The organism is Streptomyces sp. NPDC018964, assembly GCF_044390325.1.
GTDB lineage: Bacteria > Actinomycetota > Actinomycetes > Streptomycetales > Streptomycetaceae > Streptomyces.
On sequence record NZ_JBIRYZ010000021.1, the window covers coordinates 102,871 to 124,280 of the forward strand.

At 72.4% G+C, this 21,410-nt stretch carries 19 protein-coding genes and 1 pseudogene; 3 read left to right on the forward strand and 17 right to left on the reverse strand.

All coding sequences use genetic code 11. From position 1 onward, the window contains the following. Window positions 1-24: 24 nt before the first annotated feature. Window positions 25-354, forward strand: a pseudogene (locus tag ACH5AO_RS28240) (family 43 glycosylhydrolase); the annotation flags it as partial. On the opposite strand, the gene ACH5AO_RS28245 reads toward ACH5AO_RS28240, so the two are convergent. The 15 genes from ACH5AO_RS28245 to ACH5AO_RS28315 all read right to left on the reverse strand — a co-directional run bounded on the left by ACH5AO_RS28245 (window position 335) and on the right by ACH5AO_RS28315 (window position 16,763). Further along, window positions 335-1,411, reverse strand: a complete 1,077-nt coding sequence (locus ACH5AO_RS28245) for a dienelactone hydrolase family protein (RefSeq protein ID WP_398929443.1) — start codon at window positions 1,409-1,411, stop codon at window positions 335-337. The pseudogene ACH5AO_RS28240 and the gene ACH5AO_RS28245 overlap by 20 nt on opposite strands. Further along, entirely contained in the window at window positions 1,395-2,516 is a 1,122-nt protein-coding gene (locus tag ACH5AO_RS28250; protein WP_398929445.1) for a pectinesterase family protein, read from the reverse strand. The genes ACH5AO_RS28245 and ACH5AO_RS28250 overlap by 17 nt, the downstream gene beginning before the upstream one ends. An 85-nt stretch (window positions 2,517-2,601) precedes the next feature. Further along, entirely contained in the window at window positions 2,602-3,936 is a 1,335-nt protein-coding gene (locus tag ACH5AO_RS28255; protein ID WP_398929447.1) for a polysaccharide lyase family 1 protein, read from the reverse strand. 33 nt (window positions 3,937-3,969) lie between these two features. Continuing rightward, window positions 3,970-4,767, reverse strand: a complete 798-nt coding sequence (locus ACH5AO_RS28260) for a rhamnogalacturonan acetylesterase (protein WP_398929449.1) — start codon at window positions 4,765-4,767, stop codon at window positions 3,970-3,972. 135 nt (window positions 4,768-4,902) lie between these two features. Further along, the gene (locus ACH5AO_RS28265; protein ID WP_398929451.1) at window positions 4,903-6,264 is read right to left on the reverse strand and encodes an ABC transporter substrate-binding protein; all 1,362 of its coding nucleotides are present in this window, start codon (window positions 6,262-6,264) and stop codon (window positions 4,903-4,905) included. Between the two features lie 74 nt (window positions 6,265-6,338). Continuing rightward, window positions 6,339-7,904 carry a family 43 glycosylhydrolase gene (locus ACH5AO_RS28270; RefSeq protein ID WP_398929453.1) on the reverse strand — a complete coding sequence of 522 codons (1,566 nt, stop codon included), beginning with the start codon at window positions 7,902-7,904 and terminating at the stop codon, window positions 6,339-6,341. Continuing rightward, entirely contained in the window at window positions 7,901-8,746 is an 846-nt protein-coding gene (locus ACH5AO_RS28275) for a PmoA family protein (protein ID WP_398929455.1), read from the reverse strand. Before ACH5AO_RS28275 ends, ACH5AO_RS28270 begins: the two co-directional genes overlap by 4 nt. Continuing rightward, window positions 8,743-9,936: a Gfo/Idh/MocA family protein gene (locus tag ACH5AO_RS28280; RefSeq protein ID WP_398929457.1), complete on the reverse strand. Its 1,194-nt coding sequence runs from the start codon at window positions 9,934-9,936 to the stop codon at window positions 8,743-8,745. Before ACH5AO_RS28280 ends, ACH5AO_RS28275 begins: the two co-directional genes overlap by 4 nt. Next, complete coding sequence (locus ACH5AO_RS28285) at window positions 9,933-10,829, reverse strand: carbohydrate ABC transporter permease (RefSeq protein ID WP_398929459.1); 897 nt, start codon at window positions 10,827-10,829, stop codon at window positions 9,933-9,935. Before ACH5AO_RS28285 ends, ACH5AO_RS28280 begins: the two co-directional genes overlap by 4 nt. Continuing rightward, a complete protein-coding gene (locus ACH5AO_RS28290; RefSeq protein WP_398929461.1) occupies window positions 10,826-11,758 on the reverse strand; it encodes a carbohydrate ABC transporter permease in 933 nt (310 codons plus the stop codon). The genes ACH5AO_RS28285 and ACH5AO_RS28290 overlap by 4 nt, the downstream gene beginning before the upstream one ends. A 99-nt stretch (window positions 11,759-11,857) precedes the next feature. Then, window positions 11,858-13,588 carry an L-arabinonate dehydratase gene (araD, locus tag ACH5AO_RS28295; RefSeq protein ID WP_398929463.1) on the reverse strand — a complete coding sequence of 577 codons (1,731 nt, stop codon included), beginning with the start codon at window positions 13,586-13,588 and terminating at the stop codon, window positions 11,858-11,860. Further along, entirely contained in the window at window positions 13,585-14,493 is a 909-nt protein-coding gene (locus ACH5AO_RS28300) for a dihydrodipicolinate synthase family protein (RefSeq protein WP_030858603.1), read from the reverse strand. Before ACH5AO_RS28300 ends, araD begins: the two co-directional genes overlap by 4 nt. After that, entirely contained in the window at window positions 14,490-15,176 is a 687-nt protein-coding gene (locus ACH5AO_RS28305; protein WP_398929465.1) for a GntR family transcriptional regulator, read from the reverse strand. Before ACH5AO_RS28305 ends, ACH5AO_RS28300 begins: the two co-directional genes overlap by 4 nt. Before the next feature lie 145 nt (window positions 15,177-15,321). Then, window positions 15,322-16,080 (reverse strand): MBL fold metallo-hydrolase, encoded by a 759-nt coding sequence (locus ACH5AO_RS28310; protein ID WP_398929467.1) that lies wholly within the window; start codon window positions 16,078-16,080, stop codon window positions 15,322-15,324. 89 nt (window positions 16,081-16,169) lie between these two features. Continuing rightward, window positions 16,170-16,763, reverse strand: a complete 594-nt coding sequence (locus ACH5AO_RS28315; protein WP_398929469.1) for a TIGR03086 family metal-binding protein — start codon at window positions 16,761-16,763, stop codon at window positions 16,170-16,172. A gap of 131 nt (window positions 16,764-16,894) precedes the next feature. Between ACH5AO_RS28315 and ACH5AO_RS28320 the strand changes: the two genes are divergently transcribed. After that, a complete protein-coding gene (locus ACH5AO_RS28320; RefSeq protein WP_398929471.1) occupies window positions 16,895-18,127 on the forward strand; it encodes an MFS transporter in 1,233 nt (410 codons plus the stop codon). On the opposite strand, the gene ACH5AO_RS28325 is transcribed toward ACH5AO_RS28320, so the two are convergent. Beyond that, a complete protein-coding gene (locus ACH5AO_RS28325; protein ID WP_398929473.1) occupies window positions 18,064-19,227 on the reverse strand; it encodes a hypothetical protein in 1,164 nt (387 codons plus the stop codon). The two genes, ACH5AO_RS28320 and ACH5AO_RS28325, sit on opposite strands and share 64 nt — an antisense overlap. Further along, window positions 19,224-20,165 carry a 5-dehydro-4-deoxyglucarate dehydratase gene (locus ACH5AO_RS28330; RefSeq protein ID WP_398929475.1) on the reverse strand — a complete coding sequence of 314 codons (942 nt, stop codon included), beginning with the start codon at window positions 20,163-20,165 and terminating at the stop codon, window positions 19,224-19,226. The genes ACH5AO_RS28325 and ACH5AO_RS28330 overlap by 4 nt, the downstream gene beginning before the upstream one ends. Window positions 20,166-20,407: 242 nt before the next feature. Here ACH5AO_RS28330 and ACH5AO_RS28335 point away from each other — a divergent pair, with 242 nt between their 5' ends. Continuing rightward, window positions 20,408-21,217 (forward strand): NAD-dependent epimerase/dehydratase family protein, encoded by an 810-nt coding sequence (locus ACH5AO_RS28335; protein ID WP_398929476.1) that lies wholly within the window; start codon window positions 20,408-20,410, stop codon window positions 21,215-21,217. Window positions 21,218-21,410: the final 193 nt, after the last annotated feature.

Genomic DNA, 21,410 nt, shown 5'->3' on the forward strand with positions numbered 1-21,410 from the left:
CTCAGGGAGGGGAAGGAAGTCAAGTGGTCCGAGGACGACACCCGCAGCGAGGACTACCACGTGGCCTACGCGACCGGCCCGTCCCCGCTCGGCCCCTGGACGAAGCGCGGCACGATCCTGTCCAAGCGCCCCGAGTACGGCATCCTCGGCACCGGTCACCACTCCGTGGTCAACATCCCCGGCACCGACGACTGGTACATCGTCTACCACCGGTTCGCGCTGAACGGCCCCGGCAGGTCCGGCGGGGACGGCACGCACCGGGAGACCACCGTCGACCGGCTGGAGTTCGCCGCCGACGGCACGATCGAGCCGGTGGTGCCGACCCTGGAGTTGGTCAGGCCGGTGCGCCGCTGACCGACTCCAGCCAGGCGAAGACCTCGTCCTGCATCGCGGCGTCGAAGACGTGGCCGCGCTCCGGCCACGTCTTCAGCCGCAGCCGCTCCCCGGCACCGCACGCGCGCCACACGGCCCGCAGCTTGTCGTACGCGACGCGCACCCCGTCGGCGGGGAACAGGGTGTCGAGCCCGCCGTGGAAGAACAGCATCGGCTTCGGCGCGGCGATGCCCGCCACGTCGGGGAGGTCGAGGTGCCGGGCGAGCCCCGGGTGGAGCGTGTGGAACGCCGACTGCCCGCGCAGGGTGTTGTTGCCGGGCACCATCATCTCCTTGAGCCCGGTCATCCAGCACACGCTCGCGGCGGCGGCGACGTCGTCGCTGAGGGCGGCCGTCTGCCAGGCGCGGTAGCCGCCCATGGAGAAGCCGAGGGCCGTGATCCGCCGGGCGTCCACCTGGTCGAGACCGGCCAGGAAGCCGGCGGCGCGCACGTCCTCCCGGGCCAGCAGGCCGGCCAGGGAGCCGCCGAGGTGGAAGAGGGTGCTCGCCAGGGCCTGCTGCCGCTCGTAGGCGAGCGGCTCGCGGTCGCCCCAGCCGAGGGCGTCCGCGCAGAACACCACGTATCCCCGCCGGGCCAGTTCGTCCCCGACGAAGCGCCCGCCGAAGTACCGGCCGGCCCACTCCTCGGCGGAGGCGAGGCGGGTGTCGTCGTACCAGGGCCGGACGCCCTTCTCCTTGCCGATGTCGAACCGGGACCCGTGGTCGTGCAGCAGCAGCACCGCCGGGAACGGGCCGACGCCCCGCGGGGTGAGCAGGGCGCCGCGGACCCGTCCGTAGCGGGTGAGGGAGAGGGTGACCAGCTCCCGCGCGTACCCGTCGCCGTCCGAGCGGGCGGTGAACTCCGGGGCGTACGGCGTCCCGTCCTGCCGGCCGACGAGGAGGTGCTCCTCGACCACCGCGCGGGCCGTGCGCCGCCACGCGTCGAAGTCCCGGACCGGTGAGGTGCCCCAGGCGAGCGGGAAGGTCAGCTCGTCCTTGAGCGCCGCGTGGAAGGCGGGCAGGTCACCGGTGGCGGTCATACGGCCGCCAGTCGCCGAGGTACGCCTCCCTGGTGTGCGAGGCGGCCTCCGCGCGGGTGAGCTGGGGCCGGTTTTCGGGCACGGTGATCACCGCGCCGGGGCCGGTGTTGCGGTACTCGGCGAAGCGCTGGTCCTGCCAGGGGTACGCGTCCCGCATGTCGGCGTAGGGCGCGACGGCGTCGATGCCCGCGCCGAGGCGGGTCTCGCGCACGGTGAGCATGGGGCGGGCGGTGGGGTCGGAGCTGGGCACCCAGGGGCGGGCCAGCTTGTAGTAACCGTCGGGGGCCTCGCTGCTGATCCTGCTCCGGGTGACCAGGTAGCCGCGCGGGTTGGCGCCGGCGGTGGAGGGCGCGAAGACGAAGCCGTACGGCGGTGCCGTGAGGTCGGGGCGGACCAGGGTGCGGAAGTGGCAGTGCTCGAAGACGGCGGTGGCCCGGCCGAAGACGAAGTCGACGTCGCCCTCGGCATAGCAGTGGGCGAAGTACTGGCGGGCGAAGGTGTCGAGGGAGAGGGTGTCGGCGTACAGGGTGTCCTGGTGGCCGAGGAAGCGGCAGTGGGTGAAGGCGCTGCGGTCGCCCTGCACCTTGAGGGCGACGGCCTGGGTGCCGCTGGTGCCGGGGAGGTCGGTGCGCAGCCAGTCGTTGGCGAAGGTGATCCAGCGGGCGGTGAAGCCGTCGGGGCGCACGGTGGTGGTCGCCGAGCCGGAGGTGCCGTGGGTGCCGGAGCCGTCGGGCTTGGGGGTGCCGGCCGCGTTGTCGTAGACGATCACCACGTCGCGGGGGTCCTCGGAGGCGCCGAGCCAGGTCATGCCGGTGCGGTCGGCGTCGACGGAGACCGTCTCGCGGTAGGTGCCCGGGGCGATGACGAGGGTGCGTCCGGTGCCGGTGGCGGCGGTGACGGCGGCCTGGACGGAGGTGAAGTCACCGGCGCCGCGCGGGTGGACGTACAGGGTGCCGGGGGTGAGGCGGGCGGACGGTGAGCCGTACCGGCCGAACGGGCGGCGGGGCCGGTGGCCCGCGTGGGCCGGGGCGGCGGAGAGGGTGAGCGCGGCGGAGGCCGTGGCGCCGGCGAGCAGGAAGGCCCTTCGGGACAGGGGTGAGGGCATGCGGGTGCTCCTTGGGGACGGGGCCGGGCCGGTGCGGGCCGCAGTGGGGGCGGGCCGCACCGGCCCGGCTGCCGGGAGGGAGGTGTCAGCGGAGGCGGCCGGCGCCCGCTCCGTGCCCGACCAGGAACGGGACGGCGCGGGCCGGGTGGACGGCGGTGCGCAGGGTGGGCGTCCAGCCGGCGCCGGACTGGAGCGTCTCGGCCGGGATCTCCGCGTTGTGCACGGCGATCAGGTCCGTGCGCTTGCCGTTGACCACGTTGTGGGCGGCGGTGAGCGGTGCCTCGCTCCACTTCTTGAGGATCTTCGCCGGGCTGATGCCCTTCGCCAGGGTGAAGGCGTTGTGCTCGGCGACGAGCTGGGACTCCTTGCCGATGCCGAAGCTGTAGGAGTAGCCCTCGGTGGCCACGAAGTGGTTGTTGTAGACGTCGACCTGGCCGAAGCGGACGCGGGGCGCGCGTTCGACCAGGCCGGAGAACAGGTTGTGGTGGAAGGTCGCCTTCAGCTTGCCCCGGTCGCCGGCGGCGGTGGACTCGCTGTCGCTGTTGCCGATGAGGATCGTCTTGTCGTGCTCGGTGAAGACGTTCCAGGAGGCGGTGACGTAGTTGGCGCCCTTGACGATGTCCAGCTCGCCGTCGTGCTGCTGGTACAGCATGCCGAAGTAGGTGGGGGCCTCGCTGTCGGGGTGCTCGCCGTCGGTGAAGGTGTTGTGGTCCAGCCAGACGTGGGTGGAGCCGTGGACGACGGCGGTGTCGTACTCGGAGTTCCAGTTGCCCCGGTCGCCGTCGGTCGGGTCCCACTGGGGGAAGCAGTCGACCGGGCTCTCGAGGGTGAGGTTGCGGACGATGACGTTGTCCACGTCCTTGATCTGGAGGCTGGCGCCCTTGATGCCGGCGTTCCGGCCGACCCCGATGATCGTGGTGTCGGAGGGGACGTTCACCTTGATCGCCGTGTCCTGGGCGGCGGCGGAGGCCCGGCGCAGGCCCTCCGGGCTGTCGTCGGGCTCGGCGCTCAGGTCCTGCTCCAGGCCCCAGGTCTCCGGCGCGTACGCCTCCAGGTAGGCGTCGAAGTCGTAGCCGGGCGCGGCGAACGCCTCGCAGCCCTCGGAGACCGCGTCGATGGTCCCCTTCACCTTGATGATCCTCGGGGCGTCCCCGCCGTCCGCCAGGGCCGCCTTGAACTCGGCCCAGGTGCGCACGGTGTGGACGTGGGCGCGGTCGGCGCCGGCGCCCCCGGTGGTGCCGGTGCCGTGGGAGGCCCAGCCGTCGCCCGCGCCCAGGGTCTGCCGGGCGGGGTCGCGGTGGTGGTGCGACGGGGAGTGGGCCTGGGCGCCGGTGCCGGTCAGGGCCAGCACGAGGGCGGTGCAGCCGGCCAGCGACGCGACTCTCAGCGTGGCATGCCCATGCCATCCAGATGTGCTCATGGTGCGGCTCTCCTTCTCGTGGTCCAGGGGGTGTTACGCGACGGCCTCCGGCCAGGTGATCCACTCCTGGGGGATCTCCGCGTCCAGCCGGCGCACGTCGTGCGGCGCGAGCACCCGGGTGCGCAGCAGCTCCCGGGCGACCAGCCGCGCCACGGCGATCGCGCCCGGCGGGTTGAAGTGCGTGTTGTCCTGCTCGGTCGCCGTCCAGTTGAAGTGCTTCTTGGTCTCCTCGGCACCGAGCTCCTGCCACAGCGCCAGCGACAGGGCCTGGACGTCGAGCAGCGCGACCCGCTCCTCGGCGGCCAGCGCCCGCATCGCCGCCGGGTACTCCCCGTGGCTCGGCACGGCACGCCCGTCCGCGTCGAACCGCCGCCGCTCCACGGCGGTGGCCAGCACGGGCCGCGCCCCGCGGGCCCGCGCCCCCTCCACGTACCTCCGCAGGTACTCCTGGTACGTCGACCAGGGCTCGGTGTAGCGGGTGGGGTCGGCGGACTTCTCGTCGTTGTGCGCGAACTGGACGAGGAGGAGGTCACCGGGCCGGATCGAGGAGAGGATCGCCTCGAGCCGCCCCTCGTCGGCGAAGCTCTTGGAACTCCGCCCGTTCACGGCGTGGTTGGCGACGGTGAGACGCCGGTGCAGCAGGAACGGCAGCGCCATGCCCCACCCGGTCTCGGGCGCGGCGTCGGCGTACTTCTGGGCGGCGGTGGAGTCACCGGCGATGTAGAGGGTGCGGTGACGGTGTCCGCCGGCACGGGCGGTGCCGGTCGCGGCGAACGCCAGGGGAACGGAGGCGACGGCGGCGGAGGTGACCTGTCTGCGGCTGAGCGACACGCCGGTGACCCTTTCGGCTGGGGGACTGACGAACTCACCTGGGACGCGGCCCGGTTCGCTTCGGGCCGCGTCCGGCCGGGGACGGCTCGCGGCCCGAAGCGGACCGGGCCGTCCCACGGCGAGAAGCACCTGGCGTCAGCCCCGCTGCTCCTGCCACTCGGCCTGCGCCTCGTTGAGCTGCTCGGCCATCGTGTCCAGGAAGTCCTTCGCGCTCATGTCCCCGAGCAGGACCTTCTGGAAGTTCGGCTCGTTGTCCGCCTTGGAGATGGTGTTCCAGTCCGGCAGGTAGTACGGCAGCTGGACGATGGTGGTGGAACCGTCGCTCAACGCCTCGGCCGCCAGCTTCGTGGGCTCCGCCTTGCTGATCCACTCGTCCTTGGCCGCGTCCGTGTGCGCCGGCACCTGACCGGCCGACTCGTTGAACTTCGAGCTCGACTGCGCCGACGTGGCGAACTCGATGAACTTCCAGGCGGCCTCCTTGTTCTTGGAGCTCTTGAACATGCCGACGCCGTCGACCGGGTTGGAGACCTGGACCCGCTTGCCGCCGGGGCCGATCGGCTGCGGGATGCCCCGGAACTTCTCGGCGGTGAGCGCCTTGACGTGGTCCTGGTACGAACCGAGGTTGTGGTTCAGCATGCCGATGGTGCCGGAGTCCCACTGCGCGACCATCTTGGTGAAGTCGTTGTTCAGGTCGGCCGCGGGGGTGACCTTCTTGAACAGGGCCGCGTACTTCTCCAGGGCCTCGACGTTCTTCGGGTCGTTGACCGTGGTCTTCTTGCCGGAGGCGTCCCAGAACGAGGTGATGCCGGACTGCCCGTACATCGCGTCCAGGGCCTGGGCAATGGAGCCGGCGCCGCCGCGGATGGTGTAGCCGAACTCGTTCTTGCCCTTGTCCGTCAGCTTCTCGGCGGCCTCGTAGAACCGGTCCCAGGTGGTCGGCTCCTCCAGGCCCGCCTTCTCGAACAGGTCGGTGCGGTAGTACAGGACGCCGTTGTTCGCCGAGGTCGGGATCGAGTACAGCTTGTCGTCACCGCCGCCGGCGGCCCGCATCGACTCGATCATGTCCTCGTTGAGCTTGCCGTTCAGCGGCGACTTGGCCAGGCGGAAGTCCAGCGTCTCGAGGGCTCCCTGGGCGGCGAAGCCCGCGAGCATCGAGGCGCTGATGCCGCCGACGTCCGGCAGGCCGCCGCCCTGGATGGCGGTGTCGACCTTGGACTGGTACTCGGTGGAGGCGATGCCGACGTACTGGACGTCGATGTCCGGGTTCGCCTTCTCGAAGTCGGCGATGACCTCCTTCCAGATCTCGGTGCGGACACCGCCGTTGTTGTCCCAGAAGACGATCTTGCCCTTGCCGCTGCCCTCGGCGCCCTCGTCGCCGCCGGCGCCGCTGCCGTCGTCGCCGCAGGCGGTGGCGGTCAGGGCGAGCACGGCCCCCAGGGCGACGGCGACCGACGCGCGGCGTCCGCCTGTGCTGTTTCTGAGAATGCTGATCTTCATTGGTCGGCTCTCTTCTTCTGGATCCAACGGACTGTGAAGTTGTGGGGGGGTCTGTCAGGACCGTCCGGCGGTGTTCAGCCGTGCGCCGGGGCGCCGATCCTGAAGCGGGTGAAGGTGGCGGTACCGGCGTGTCCCTGGCCGGTGGGTGCCACGGCGACCAGGCCGAGCAGGGCTCCGACCCAGCGCCAGGGGGTGGCGGCGAAGACCTGGCCGGAGGGGCGGAAGCCGTCCCCGGTGTCGTAGGAGAAGCGGCAGCGCGCCCCGGCGTCGATGTCGACGCGCAACAGGGCCCGGCCGTCGGGAGCGGGCCGCGGATGGTCGGCGTCGCGTTCCTGCTCGGCGACCGTCTCGGCGAACCGGTGCACCACGTGCACCGTGCCGTCCGCGCCGCGCTGGAGCCCGATCCAGCGGTAGGCGTCCCCGAGGACCGCGAGCCCGGCACGTGCCCCGGGTTCCTCGCCGTCGAGCCGCAGCTCCACCTCGACGGAGCACGGGTCGCCGGGCAGCCGCTGGGTCAGGACGTGGGGCAGCCGGCGCAGGTCGTGCGCGTCGGCGGAGCGGACGCAGGTCAGCCGCAGCCCGTCGGCGGAGTGCTGGGTGGCCCAGCCCTCCTTCGGGTTGGCGGTCCACGTCCACTGGCGGCCGAACCGTCCGCCGGGGAAGTCGTCGTCGGTGGCCGGCGCGGCGGGCGGCTGCGGCGGCAGGTCCGGGCGGCGGTGCACGGCGACGGGGGCGCCGTCCTCCCCGAGCACCGGCCAGCCTCCCCCACTCTCGGCTTCGCTCGAGCGGGAGGTGCCCCCACGACTCCAGCCCATCGGCTGGAGGTGCACGACACGGCCGTACGGGCCGCGCTGCTGGAAGTGCAGGAACCAGTCCTCGCCGGACGGGGTGCGCACCCAGCCGCCCTGGTGGGGGCCGTTGACGTCGGTGTCCTTCTGTTCGAGGACGACCTTCTCCTCGTACGGGCCGAAGAACGTACGGGAGCGGAAGGCTCCCTGCCAGCCGGTCTCCACTCCCCCGGCGGGGGCGAGGATCCAGAACCAGCCGTCGTGCTTGTAGAGCTTGGGGCCTTCCAGGGTGAACCAGCCGGGGATGCGGTCGCCGTCGACGATCACCGTGCCCTCGTCGAGGAGTTCGGTGCCGTGGGGGTGCATCCGGTGGCCGGTGAGGCGGTTCTTGACGCCGGAGCGGGACTTGGCCCAGGCGTGCACGAGGTAGGCCTCGCCGGTCTCGTCGTCCCACAGGGGGCACGGGTCGATCAGGCCCTTGCCGGCCTTGACCAGGTGCGGGCGGGTCCACGGGCCGCGGATCTCGGGGGCGTTGACCTGGAAGACGCCCTGGTCGGGGTCGCCCCAGAAGATCCAGAACCGGTCGTCGTGGTGGCGCAGGGAGGGGGCCCAGACCCCGCAGTCGTGCCGGGGGGTCGTGAACTCCGCTTCGGGTTCCAGGCGTTCGAGGGCGTGGCCGACGAGGGTCCAGTTGACCAGGTCGCGGGAGTGCAGCAGGGGCAGTCCGGGGGCGCGGCCGAAGCTGGAGGCGGTCAGGTAGAAGTCGTCGCCGACGCGGATCACGTCCGGGTCGGACCAGTCGGCGTTCAGGACCGGGTTGCGGTAGGTGAGGTCGGTCTGCTCGGCGGTCACGGGTTCACCGCCTTGCGGACCAGGGCCGCGGCCGCGCCGCGGTCGAGGCGGCCGTCGGCGACGACGGTGACGATCCGGCGGACCACGGTCTCGCCGGGCGGCAGCGGCAGCCGGTCGGTGTGGGCGAGGGAGGAGCCGACGCCCGGGTACTCGGCGGTGCGCACGAACCAGGGGTCCCGCCGGGTCTGTTCGGTGGCCCCCGCGAAGACGAGCGTCCAGGTGGATCCGGCGAGCGCGACCCAGTCGGCCGGCCGGCCGTGCGCCTCGCCCTCCCCCTCGGCCGAGGCGGTGAAGACGTCCGGTGCCGTCTCCTCCTTGCGGGCCCGCCAGAAGAAGCCGCCGTACGCGGCTCCGGGACGGCCGTTGGTGGCGGGGCTGCCGACGGAGAGCGGCGCACTGGTGACGTTGGTGAGGGAGAAGGTGAAGTCCAGCGCCCAGGCGGAGTCGGTGAGTTCGGTGGCGGCGACCGTGCGGCGCTCGCGCAGCAGCTCGCCCGGCGCGGCCGTCCAGCGCAGCTCCTCGACGAACCCGTCGGGGTCGCGCAGCTGGTAGGCGGTGTGCCGCTGGGAGCCGTGGTTGTCCAGCTCGGTCGGCCCCTGGTCGCGGACGTAGGTGCGTCCGCCCCAGAAGTTGAAGCCCTCGACGTCGGGAACGGCGACACCGACGCCGAGGTGGTGGGTGTGGTCGGCGGGGCTCAGCTCGGTGACCGCCGTGCCGGCCAGGGTGGTGACGGGGTGCAGGTACGGCCGCGGGGAGAGCCGGGCCGGCAGTTCGGGCCGGGTGACGTACCGGCCGACGGGCCGGCCCGCGACGCACAGCACCACGGAGTCGTTGCCGGTCATCGGGTGCTCACCTCTTTCGGCAGGTGGTGGGCGGGCAGGGCCCAGGGGGCGCCCAGCTCGGAGTAGAGGGACAGGGTGTCGGCGGCGGCCGCGACGAGGCCGTCGACGCCGGGCACGACCCGGCGGTTCTCGCCGGGGACGCGGTGCCAGGCCCCGTCGGGCAGCGGGGCCGGGTCGGGGGCCTCCCGGATCGCCTCGACGACCTGCATGAAGGCGCCGGTCTCGTCCGGGGTGACCAGCAGGGGGGTGCCGTCGGTGAGGTGGGCGACGAGGTTCTCCAGCAGGTCGGTGCGGTCGAACCGCGTCTCCTCGGGGCCCTGGCCGGCGCGCTGGAGCAGGACGCGGTCCTGCTTGTACCAGAAGGTGATGCGTCCGGTGGTGCCGTGCACCACGACGTACGGCTCGTCGGCCCGCTCGGCGCACAGGGTCGCGGCGACGGTGACCGAGCCGCCCCGCGTGGTGGTGATCCGTACGCAGGAGGTGTCGTCGGACTCGATGTCGTTGGCGCGCAGCAGCTCGGTCTCGATGCCGGCGACGTCCTCGGCGCGGGTGCTGCCGGCGAGCGCGAGGGCGGTGGCGACGGCGTGGGCGAGCGGGTTGGTGAGCGCGCCGTCGACGACGTCGACGCCGTTGAGCCGGCGCCGGCCCGCCCAGGGCGCCCGACGGAAGTACTCCTCGGGCCGCACCCAGGCGCCGGCTCCGCCGATCCCCGTCACCCGGCCGACGGCGCCCCCCTCGACCAGGTCGCGGATGGCGGGCACGGCGTGCGAGCCCAGCGACTGGAAGCCGATCTGGCAGGCGACCCCGGCCGCGGCGACCCCGTCGGCCATCCGCCGGTACTCGGCGTACGACGGCGCGGGCGGCTTCTCCAGCAGGATGTGCACGCCCCGCCCGGCCGCCGTGAGGGCGAGGTCGGTGTGGGTCGGGATCGGGGTGCAGATCACCGCGATCCGGGCGCCGGTGGACTCCAGCAGCGCGCCGAAGTCGGCGGACTGCTCGGGGAGTTCACCGCCGAACTCGTCCTCGGTGAGCGGGGTGAGCTCGCAGATCCCGGCGAGCCGTACGATGCCCTCCGCTTCGAGGCGGCGGATGTTCGCCACGTGCCAGCGGCCGTGGCCGCGGGCGCCGGCGAGGACGACGGGCAGCGGGGTGCCGGGGGCGGTCCCGGGCGCGGTCCGAGGCGCGGTCATCCCTTCACCGCCCCCGCGCTGAACCCGGTGATCAGCCACTTCTGGATGAAGGCGAAGACGATCACGACGGGGACGGCCGCGATGATGCCGCCCGCGGCGAGCGCGCCGAGGTCGACGCTGTCCGCGCTCATCAGGGTGTTGAGGCCGACCGGGATGGTCTGCTTCTCCTGGTTGTTGAGGAACATCAGGGCGAACAGGAAGTGGTTCCAGGAGTGGACGAAGGCGAAGGAGCCGACGGCGATCAGACCGGGCCGCAGCAGCGGCAGGACGACCACCCGGAAGGCCTTGAACCGGTTGCAGCCGTCGACCCAGGCGGCCTCCTCCAGGGAGTACGGCACGTTCTTGATGAAGTTGCTGATCAGGATGATCGACAGGGGGAGCTGGAAGACCGTCTCGGCGATGATGACGCTGCCGAGCGAGTTGATCATCTGCAGTTCGGCGAAGATCTCGAACAGCGGGACGAGGAGCAGCGCGCCGGGCACGAACTGGGAGCAGAGCAGGGCGAGCATGAAGCCCCGCTTGATCTTGAAGTCGAACCGGGCGAGGGCGTAGCCGCCGGCCAGGGCGACCAGCGTCGTCATGATCAGGGTGGCGACGCCGACCAGCACGCTGTTGTAGAAGAAGGTGCCGAAGCTGCGGTCCGTCCAGACCTTCTCGAAGTGGACGGTCGTCATCGGCCAGGGGACCAGCGAGGTGGAGCCGGCCGGGCGGAGCGCGAAGAGCAGGATCCAGTAGAAGGGGATGAGGGTGAAGACGAGGTAGATGCCCAGCGGCAGGTAGATCTGCCAGCGGGGGGCCTCGTCCCAGGCCCGGCGCTTCTTGTCCGGCCGCGGTGGCGCGGGGGCGGTGCGGGCGGGGGCGGGGGCGGCCACGGTGGCCTCCTTGGTGATCACTTCTCGCCTCCGAACTTGCTCAGCCGCAGGTAGACCATCGAGCAGAAGAGCAGGATGAGGAACGCGACCGTGGTCAGGGCCGACGCGTAGCCGAAGTTGTGGGCGTCCACCGAGGTGTTGGCGATGTACAGCGGCAGTGTCGTGGTCTCGCCCGCGGGTCCGCCGCCGGTCAGCGTGTAGAGCAGGTCGACGTTGTTGAACTCCCACACCGCGCGCAGCAGCGTGGACAGGATGATGGCGTCCTTCAGGTGCGGCAGCGTGATGTGCCAGAACTGCTTGAAGCGGCTCGCTCCGTCGACCTCGGCGGCCTCGTAGAGGTCCTTCGAGACGGACTGGAGGTCGGCGAGGATGAGGATCGCGAAGAAGGGGACGCCGCGCCACAGGTCGGCGATGACCACCGCCGGGAAGACGGTGGAGGTGTCCGACAGCCAGCTGACGCCGTAGTCGCCGATGCCCATGTCCGCGAGGTAACGGGTGATGCCGGTCTGGGAGTTGTAGAGCAGCACCCAGATCGCGGAGGTCAGCACGCCGGAGACGGCCCACGGCGAGAAGACCATGGCGCGGCCCAGTGCGCGGCCGACGAAGGTCTGGTTGACGATGAGGGCGAGGGCCAGGCCGAACAGCAGCTGCAGTCCGACCTCGACGAAGACCCACTTGGCGCTGAAGACGAGGGTGTCCCAGAACAGCGGGTCCTCGGTGAAGATGCGGGTGAAGTTGTCGAAGCCCGCGTAGCCGTTCCGCCAGGGCTTGGTGGGGTTGTAGTTCTGCAGGCTGTAGTAGAAGACGCTGATGACCGGGTAGGCGATGAAACCCAGCATGAGCAGGGCGGCCGGCCCGATCAGCAGGTAGGGGAGCCTGCGGGGCGTGGCGGAGGCACGGCGCCGCCGGGGTGGCCTGGGCGGTTTCGCCACGGCTGCGGCATGGGCCATGACTGTTCTCCGTTTCTCGGTACGTCGTGCTGTGTGGCGCGTGTACGGGAGGGGAAGCGCTTTCTTCGTAGATGTGCGGGGGCCTGGACCCGCGGCCGGTCAGCCGGCGTACGGGTCCTGGACCGTGCCTGGGCGGGCGAGGAACTCGAAGTCGCAGCCGGTGTCGGCCTGCGTGATCTGCTCGTTGTAGAGCGCGCCGTAGCCGCGTTCGTAGCGCACGGGCGGTGGCGTCCACCGCTCGCGGCGGCGCTGAAGCTCCTCGTCGTCGACGTTGAGCTGAAGGACGCGGTTCTCGACGTCGAGGGTGATCGAGTCCCCGGTGCGCACCAGGGCGAGCGGTCCGCCGACGTACGACTCGGGGGCGACGTGCAGGACGCACGTGCCGTAACTCGTCCCGCTCATCCGGGCGTCGGAAATCCGCACCATGTCCCGCACGCCCTGCTTGAGCAGGTGGTCGGGCAGGGGCAGCATCCCGTACTCGGGCATGCCGGGGCCGCCCTTGGGCCCGGCGTTACGCAGCACCAGCACGCTGTCGGCGGTGATGTTCAGCGCCGGGTCGTTGATGGTGCGCTGCATCTGCTTGTAGTCGTCGAAGACGACGGCGGTGCCGGTGTGCTTCAGCAGGTGCGGTTCGGCGGCGATGTGCTTGATGACGGCGCCGTCCGGGCAGAGGTTGCCGCGCAGTACGGCGACCCCGCCCTCGTCCGCGACCGGGTTGTCGCGGGGCCGGATGACGTCGTCGTCGTGCACCCGCGCGCCGGCGATCTGTTCGCGCAGGGTGTCGTGGCAGACGGTGGGACGGTCCAGGTGGAGCAGGTCCGGGATCCGGGAGAGGAACCCGGGCAGTCCGCCCGCGAAGTGGAAGTCCTCCATCAGGTACGTCTGTCCGCCGGGCCGCACGTTGGCCAGCACCGGGACGGTGCGGGCGATGCGGTCGAAGTCGTCGAGGGTGAGCCTGACGCCCGCGCGGCCGGCCATGGCGATCAGGTGGATGACGGCGTTGGTGGAGCCGCCGAGTCCGAGGACGGTCGTGACCGCGTCCTCGAAGGCGTCCGCGGTGAGGATGTCGCTCAGTCTCCGGTCCTTGTGGACCAGGTCGACGATGGTCATCCCCGCCCTGGCGGCCATCCGGTCGTGCCCGGAGTCGACGGCCGGGATGCTGGACGCACCCGGGACCGTGGCGCCGAGGGCCTCGGCGGCGGCGGTCAGCGTGGACGCCGTACCCATGGTCATGCAGTGGCCGGGCGAGCGGGCCAGGCCGCTCTCCAGTTCCTGCATCTCGCAGTCGCCGATGAGGCCGGCGCGCTTGTCGTCCCAGTACTTCCACATGTCGGTGCCGGAGCCGAGGGTCTCGCCCCGCCAGTGCCCGGGCAGCATGGGCCCGGCGGGCACGAACACGGTGGGCAGGTCGGCGCTGGCGGCGCCCATCAGCAGGGCGGGTGTGGACTTGTCGCAGCCGCCCATCAGCACGGCCCCGTCGACCGGGTAGGAGCGCAGCAGCTCCTCGGTCTCCATGGCGAGGAGGTTGCGGTAGAGCATGGGGGTCGGCTTCTGGAAGGTCTCGCTGAGGGTGGAGACCGGGAACTCGAGGGGGAAGCCGCCCGCCTGCCACACGCCCCGCTTGACGGCCTGCGCGCGGTCGCGCAGGTGGACGTGGCAGGGGTTGATGTCGGACCAGGTGTTGAGGATCGCGATGACCGGCTTGCCCAGGTGCTCCTCGGGGAGGTAGCCGAGCTGGCGGGTGCGGGCGCGGTGGCTGAAGGAGCGCAGGCCGTCGGTGCCGTACCACTGGTGGCTGCGGAGCTGCTCGGGGGACTTCCTGGCGCTCATATCGACCACCCCGCGGCGATGGCGGCGACCTCGGCGCGCTCGCTCTCCGGCAGCGGCCTGCTCGGCGGGCGGACCTCGCGGCGGCACAGGCCGAGGGAGGCGAGGGCCTCCTTGACGACGGTGACGTTGTTGGCGGAGCCGTTGGCGGCGCGCAGTTCCTCGAAGCGGCGGATCTGCTCCCACACCTTCATGGCGGTCGGGTAGTCGCCGGAGCGCAGCGCCTCGAGCATGTTCAGCGAGACGGACGGGGCGACGTTGACCAGGCCCGAGGTGAAGCCGGTGGCGCCGGCCGAGAAGTAGGAGGGGGCGTACGGCTCGGCCAGTCCCGCCACCCACACGAACCGCTCCAGGCCCGCGTCGCGGGCGAAGGCGGCGAACTTCGCCGCGTCCGGCACGGCGTACTTCACGCCGATCACGTTGGGGCAGGCGTCGGCGAGTTCGGCGAGCCGGGCGCCGGTGAGCTGGGCGTTGCGGAGGTAGGGGACGACGCCGAGCTCGGGCACGGCCTCGGCGATCGCGCGGTGGTAGTCGACCCAGCCGCTCTGCGAGACGTAGGGGTGGACGGGCTGGTGCACCATCACCATCTGCGCGCCGAGCTCCCGGGCGTGCCGCGCGGAGGCGACGGCGGTGGGCACGTCGTGGCCCACGCCGACCAGGATCACCGAGCGGTCGCCGGCCTCCTCGACGGTCAGCTCGGTGACCAGCCGGCGCTCGTCGGGGGTGAGGGCGTAGAACTCGCCGGTGTTGCCGTTGGGGGTGAGGGTCGTGATGCCACCGTCGAGGAGACGACGCAGCAGGGTCCGGTAGGTGTCCGGATCGACGGAGCCGTCCTCGGCGAACGGGGTCACCGGGATCGCCACCACGCCGGCCAGGGCCGCCCGCTGGGTCTCGAAGGTCGTTGTCATGCCTGACCGTCCTCTTTCTGGGCTTCCGGGGCCGCCTCGAGGTCCGCTTCGACCTCGGGGAAGGCCCGTCGCACGAACGACGCGATGTGCGAGTGCAGGGCGCGCGCCGCGCCGTCCGCGTCCCCGTCGAGCGCGAGCCGCAGGATCTCGCGGTGTTCGCTCGCCTCCCGTTCCCAGGAGGGGTCGGCGGCCCAGGCGACGGCCGAGACGAGGGCGGCCTGGTCGCGGACCTCGTCGAGCATCCGGCCGAGCAGCGGGTTGCCGCAGGGCAGGTAGAGGGCGCGGTGGAACTCGCGGTTGGCGAGCGACCGTTCGGCGGTGTCATCGGCCTCGTCGGCGCGGGTCAGGGCGTCACGTGCGGCGTCCAGGGAGGCGCCGCGGCGCACGGCGCGCCTGAGTGCCTCGGGTTCCAGGAGCAGCCGCACGTCGTAGACCTCGCGTGCCATGTCCGCGTCGACCATGCGCACCGTGACGCCCTTGTACTGGCTCATCACGACCAGACCGGTGCCGGCCAGGGTCTTGAGCGCCTCGCGCACCGGGGTCTTGGACACCCCGAACTGTGCGGCGAGGTCGGTCTCGACCAGGGCCTGGCCCGGTGTGAACCGGCCGGTGAGGATGCGGCGTTTGATCTCCTCCCGCACGTACTGCGTGCGGGAGGGGATCGGCGTGGGCACAGAGGTCATGCGCGCCTCTCGGATGTCGCGTCGGATCTCGCGTATCGGATCTCGCGTATCGCGTCTCATATATGACGTACGGAGTACGACGCGATGACCGTAGGAGTGGCCCAATGTTTCGTCAATGCTTCTGACACAGAAAGTTTCCGCTGCCTCACATGGCGTACGTACGGCCCTCCCGGGCGGTGGAGGTGGGTCCGCCGAAGGCGGAGGCGGCCCGGACGGTCGCGGCCTCGGGGGTGAGCGTGGGGCCGACGTGGGTGACGAGGAGTGCGCGCACGGCCGCCCGCCGGGCGGTGTCGCCGGCGTCCTCGGGCGTCAGGTGGACCTGTTCGCTTTCGCGATGCTCGTCGATGTCCGCCTCGCAGAGGAACAGGTCGGCGTCACGGGCGAGTCCGGTGAGCGCGTCGCACGGCCCACTGTCCCCGGAGTAGGCGAGGACCCGCCCCGCGCACTCGGCACGCAGCCCGTAGGCCTCGACGTCGTGGACGACGGCGGTGGAGGTGAGGGTCAGGCCGCCGTACCGGACGGTCTGCCCGTCGAACAGGGGCCGGAAGTCGAATACGCCGCTGAGGAAACCGGCGTCGGGGCGCCCGAAGAACCCGGCGAGCCTCTGTGCGCAGCCGGCCGGCGCGTGGACCGGGATCGGCGCGGGCGGGGTGAGTCCGCCGTACGCGAGGCCGTACACGGCTGCGAGCAGATCGGCGCTGTGGTCGGCGTGCAGATGGGAGATCCACACGGCGTCGATGCGCGCCGGGTCCGTGTGCCGCCGCAACTCGGCGAACGTCCCGAACCCCGCGTCGACCCACACCTCGGCGCCCCCGCCGCGCAGGAGGTACCCGGAGCTGGGGCGGTCGGGGCCGGGGTGCGGGGAGGCGGTGCCGAGGACGGTGAGCGTGAGATCGGGAGTCATGCGGGGAGGCTATGAGGCGCTGCCCGGCCCGCGCGCCTGCTTTACGCGGCCCTCGGCCCGCGCGCCTGCTTCAACGCGGTCCTCGCCCTTCACGCGGGCCGCGTCCAGCCCGGGTCCCGGCCGCTCAGCCCGATCGTCCGGTCCAGGAGCGGGGCGTCGGGCGGGACGGGGACGACGGGGCCGAAGACGCCGCCGTCCCTGTCGGAGTCCGCGGCGGCGGCCAGGAGGAAGTCGTACGACGCCCGCAGCAGGGCGGGGTCGGGCGCGTACGACTGGCCGGTCGCGCGGGCCAGGTCCCAGCCGTGGATCACGAGCTCGTCGGCGGTGACGGCACCGGTGACGGCGCCCGGCAGGTCCAGGCCGCCCGCGCGGGTCATGCCGGTCCAGGCCGCCGGGTCCCGCCAGACCCCGGCGAGCTCGTCGAGCACCTCGGGCAGTTCCTCCCTCCAGCCGGGCCCGATGTCCGGCAGGGCGGCCTCCGGGCCGGTGTCGGTGGTGGCCCCCGGGCTCTTGCGGCCGGCGTCCCGGAAGGCGACGGCCAGCCCGAGGAGGTGGCCCAGCATGTTCCGTACCGCGTACCGCGGACAGGGCGTCCCGTCCGCCAGCTGCTCGTCGGTGACGCCCTCGGCGAGACGCGCCACGATCCGGGTCTGCGGTCCGAGGTCGAGGGTGGTGTCGGTCATCGCGCTGCCCTCCTGACGGTGCTCCTGGGAGGTGGACCTGTCCCGGCCGCGAAACTCATCGCCCGACCGTCCCGGATCCAAGGCACCTGCCCGATCCCCACGGAGGGTCCTCAGGTCCATGATGGGCAGGCATGACGACGACATGGACGGTGACCCGCGTGGTGCGGGACCGCAACGCCGGGCTCTACCTCACCGGGGTGGTGATCTCCGGGTTCGGCACCTCCGCGCTGTGGCCGGCCTCCGGAGTGTGGGTCAAGGACCTCACCGGCTCGGACGGTCTCGCGGCCCTGTGCCTGCTGGCGATGTGGGCACCCACCCTGGCCGGCCCGCTGCTGGGCACCCTGGCCGACCGGTTCCGCCGCCGGCCGCTGCTGATCACCGCGAGCCTGCTCATGGCGGTGCTGCTGCTCACCCTCTGCGCCGTCGACTCACCGCGCGGGCTGTGGCTGCTGTACGCGGTGCTGTTCGTGTACGGCGCGGCGGGCGTCGTACACGACGCGGCCGAGTCGGCGCTGATCGCCACCGCCGTGGACCGCTCCCTGCTCGGCGACTTCAACGGGCTGCGGATGACCGCCGACGAGGGCATGAAGCTGCTGGCCCCGCTGGCGGGCGCGGGCCTGTACGCGGCGTACGGCGGGGCGGGCGTCGCCGTACTGGACTCGGCCACCTTCCTGCTCGCCGCGGTCGTGTACGCGTTCCTGCGGGTACGGGAGGACCGGACGGCGCCCCCGTCGGGCAACCGCCGGAAGCGGACGGCCGAGGGCGCCCGCCACCTGTGGGCGCACCCGGTACTGCGCCCCCTGGTGCTGGCGGGCGGCGCCACGATGCTGTGCGCGGGCCTGAGCGGGGCGCTGCTCCACGCCGTGGTCGACGCCCTCGGCCACTCCCCCGCGTACGCCGGTGTGCTGTACGCCGTCCAGGGCGCGGGGTCGGTGGCGGTGGGCCTGCTCTCCGGTCCGGCCCTGCGCCGCCTCGGCGCCCGGCGCCTCGCGGCGTACGGCATCGCCGTACTGGCGGTCGCGGTGGCGCTGCGCGCGGTGCCGGAGGACCCACTGGCGTGGGTGTGCAGCGCGGCGATCGGCGCGGGCCTGCCCGCCGTGCTGATCGCCACCCTGACCGCCGTGCAGCACGAGACCCCGCCACCGCTGCTGGGCCGGGTCACCGCCACCGCCGACACGCTGGTGTTCACCCCGAACGTCCTCGGCCTGGCGGCGGGCGCGGCCCTGGTCGAGCTCGTCGACCACCGGCTGCCGCTGGCCGTGCTCGGGGGTGTCCTGGCGGTGACGTCGGCGATGCTGTTTCACAGGCCGGCGAGCGCCGAGCGCACCGCCTCCAGGTCCCCGTCCGACGCCAGCCCCGCGTGATACAGCCGCAGCTCCGTCGCGCCCAGCCGGCGGGCCTCCGTCGCGTCCGCCGCCAGGGTGCCGGGGCTGCCGCCCATGCCGGAGACCACGGTGAGGTTGGCGGCGAGGACGGTGTCCGCGCGGGCCTCCCCCGCGAACGGTGTCAGCAGCCCGGCGCCTCCGGTGCAGGGCACGACCACGCCGTCGGCGACGGAGAGGACGTGGGCCGGGTCGACGCCGGCGTTGGCGCCGCAGTGGTAGGAGACCGGGTCCGCGTGCAGGAGGACCTGGAAGTCCTCGGGCGCGGCCTCCCGTACGGCTCGGACCGCGGCCTCCTGGAGCGTGCGGGCCGTCGTGTCGCGCCACGCGCGCGTGGCGTTCGCCGGTGTCTCGCCGAGGAGCTTCTCGACGCCCGCCCAGCCCCCGTCGGAGGGCGCCCCCCGCCACACCGGTTCCAGCGCGGCGCGTACGGCGGCGGCGAGTTCGCCGGCGTCCAGGCCGTGCGCCCCGTAACCCTCCCGGCAGGAGGGGCAGAAGCACAGGGACATCAGGTACTGCCCGGCGTCCCCGAGGCTGACCCCGGCAATCTTGTCGTGGGCGTGCAGATGGGCCAGTCCGTACCAGCCGAGGGACTCCAGCTCGGTGCCGCGCGCCCCGGGACGTACCGCCGCCTCGGCGGCCAGGTCGGTCAGGTACGCGCGGGTGGCGGGCTGGGCGATACACGGCGCCCAGGGGTAGCGGTCGCCGTAGGCGTTGACCACCGAGGTGTCCGGATGCTCCGCGCCCAGGCGGGAGTTGTGCGCCAGCACCACCCAGGTGTGCACCTCCAGGCCCGCGTCCGCGAGCGCGGCGGCGGCCTCGCCGAAGGCGTCCCCGGGAGCCCAGTCGCCGGCCGGGTACGGGCGCGGGGTGCGGCCGGACCAGTGGTCGCCCGCCGGGTACAGCACGGCCGCGTGCTCGGCGGTGACGACGCGGTGGCGCGGGTGGCGCGGGGTCAGCGCACGGGTGGAGTGATAGGCGGAGGCGAGCGTCACCTGCGCCGTGCCGAGCGCGGCGATCCGCGCGGGTGCCTCCGGGTCCCCGTTGACGTCCCAGGGGTAGACGAACGCCGACGCCTTCACCGGCTCTCCTCCAGCAGTGCGTGTCCCCGCTCGATCAGCCGAGCGAGCTGTTTGACATGATCCCCGGCCGGTTCGTGCAGCGGCGGCCGGACCTCGCCCACGTCGAGGCCGCGCAGGCGTACGCCGGCCTTGACCAGGGAGACGGCGTAGCCGGCGCCCTGGGCGCGCAGTTCGACGAACGGCCGGTAGAAGCCGTCGATCAGGCGGTGCGCGGTGTCCGTGTCGCCGGTGCGGAAGGCGGTGTGGCAGGCGAGGGCGATCTCGGGCGCGAAGCAGAACACCGCGGACGAGTAGAGGGTGACGCCGATGCCGCCGTAGGCGGGCTGGGTCAGTTCGGCGGTCGGCAGCCCGTTGAAGTACAGGAAGTCGGCGGGGCCCTCGGAGCGTACGGCGCTGACGATCCGCTGCATCAGGTCGAGGTCGCCGAGGCCGTCCTTGAAGCCGACGATCCCCTCGGTGCGGGCCAGTTCGACGACGCTCCCAGGGGTGAGGACGGCATTGTCGCGCTGGTAGACGACGACCGGCAGGGAGGTGGCCGCGGCCAGTTGCCGGTAGTGCCGCAGCAGTCCCTCCTGCGCGGCCTTGACGAGGTACGGCGGCATCGCGAGCAGTCCGTCGGCCCCGGCGCGTTCGGCGAGGCGGGCGTAACGGACCGCGAGCGCGGTGCCGTACCCGGCGCCCGCGACGACCGGGACGCGCCCGTCGGCGGCCTCCACGGCGGCCGTGACGCACAGTTCGAACTCCTCCGGCGTCAGCGCGTGGAACTCACCGGTGCCGCAGCAGGCGAACACGGCGGCGGCCCCGGCCTCCACCCCGCGCCGCACATGGAGGCGGTAGGTGTCGAGGTCGACGGAGCCGTCCGGTCCGTAGGCGGTGACCGGGAAGAACAGCGGCCCGCTGGGGACACCGAGTCGGGCGGCGAGAGGGGCTGACGTCACGAGCTCTCCCAGGTCCACATTTATGATTCACGTCCCCATCTTTGAACATGTCCACGCTAAGACTCCCCGGAGACCCCGGTCAAGCATTCCATCCCGCCACACACCAGCGAATTCTTTCGTTCCGCGGGAAGTCGCGGAATACTTGACGCGCCACACCCCGCCTTCTTAGCGTGTCCAAGAATATGAACATCGTGCACCCACGTGTAGGGGTGACACGGCCGGCGAGGCAAGGAGACCCGAGGATGCCCGCTCCCCGCACCGTTCTGCTCACCGGCGCCGCCGGCGGCCTCGGCACGCTGATGCGGGGCCTGCTCCCGGACCTCGGCTACGACCTGCGCCTGCTCGACCTGCGCCCGATCGACGGCGAACCGGACGCGATCGTCGCGGACCTCGCCGACCGGGACGCCGTGCGCGAGGCGGTCCGCGGCGTCGACGCGATCATCCACCTCGCGGGCATCTCCCTGGAAGCCCCGTTCGAGAAGATCCTGAAGGCCAACATCGAGGGCACGTACCACCTGTACGAGGCCGCCCGCGAGGAGGGCGTCAAGCGCGTCGTCTTCGCCTCCTCCAACCACGCCGTCGGCTACACCCCGCGCCCGCGGGGCGACGACCCCCTCATCCCCGTCGACACCCCGCGCCGCCCCGACACCTTCTACGGCCTGTCCAAGTGCTTCGGCGAGGACCTCGCCCAGCTCTACTGGGACAAGCACGGCATCGAGACCGTCTCCGTGCGCATCGGCTCCTGCTTCCCCGAACCGACCAGCGTGCGCATGCTCTCGGTGTGGATGAGCCCCGCCGACGGCGCCCGCCTCTTCCACGCCGCCCTGACCGCCGAGGACGTCGGCCACACCGTCGTCCACGGCTCCTCCGCCAACACCCGCCTGTGGTGGGACCTTTCCTCCGCGCGGGCGCTCGGCTACGAACCCCAGGACGACTCCGAGCCGTACGCCGAGAAGCTCATTGCCGAACAGGGCGAACTGGACCCGGACAACCCGGCGCACGCCCGCCTGGGCGGCCACTTCGTCACCGACCCGCCCATCTGGCCGTACTGAACCGACGGAGCAACTCCGGCGGAAAATCGACGCATCCGACGGCGGGCGGGCACCGAACGGGCCCGCCCGCCGCGGCATTCGGGCATCCGCGCTGCCCGCTCCCACCCGCTCCCCCGCGCCCTCCCAGGTCCGAGCCGGACACCGGACGATCCGAACGGGCACAACCGGGCAGCAACGGACTCGCGACAGGCCT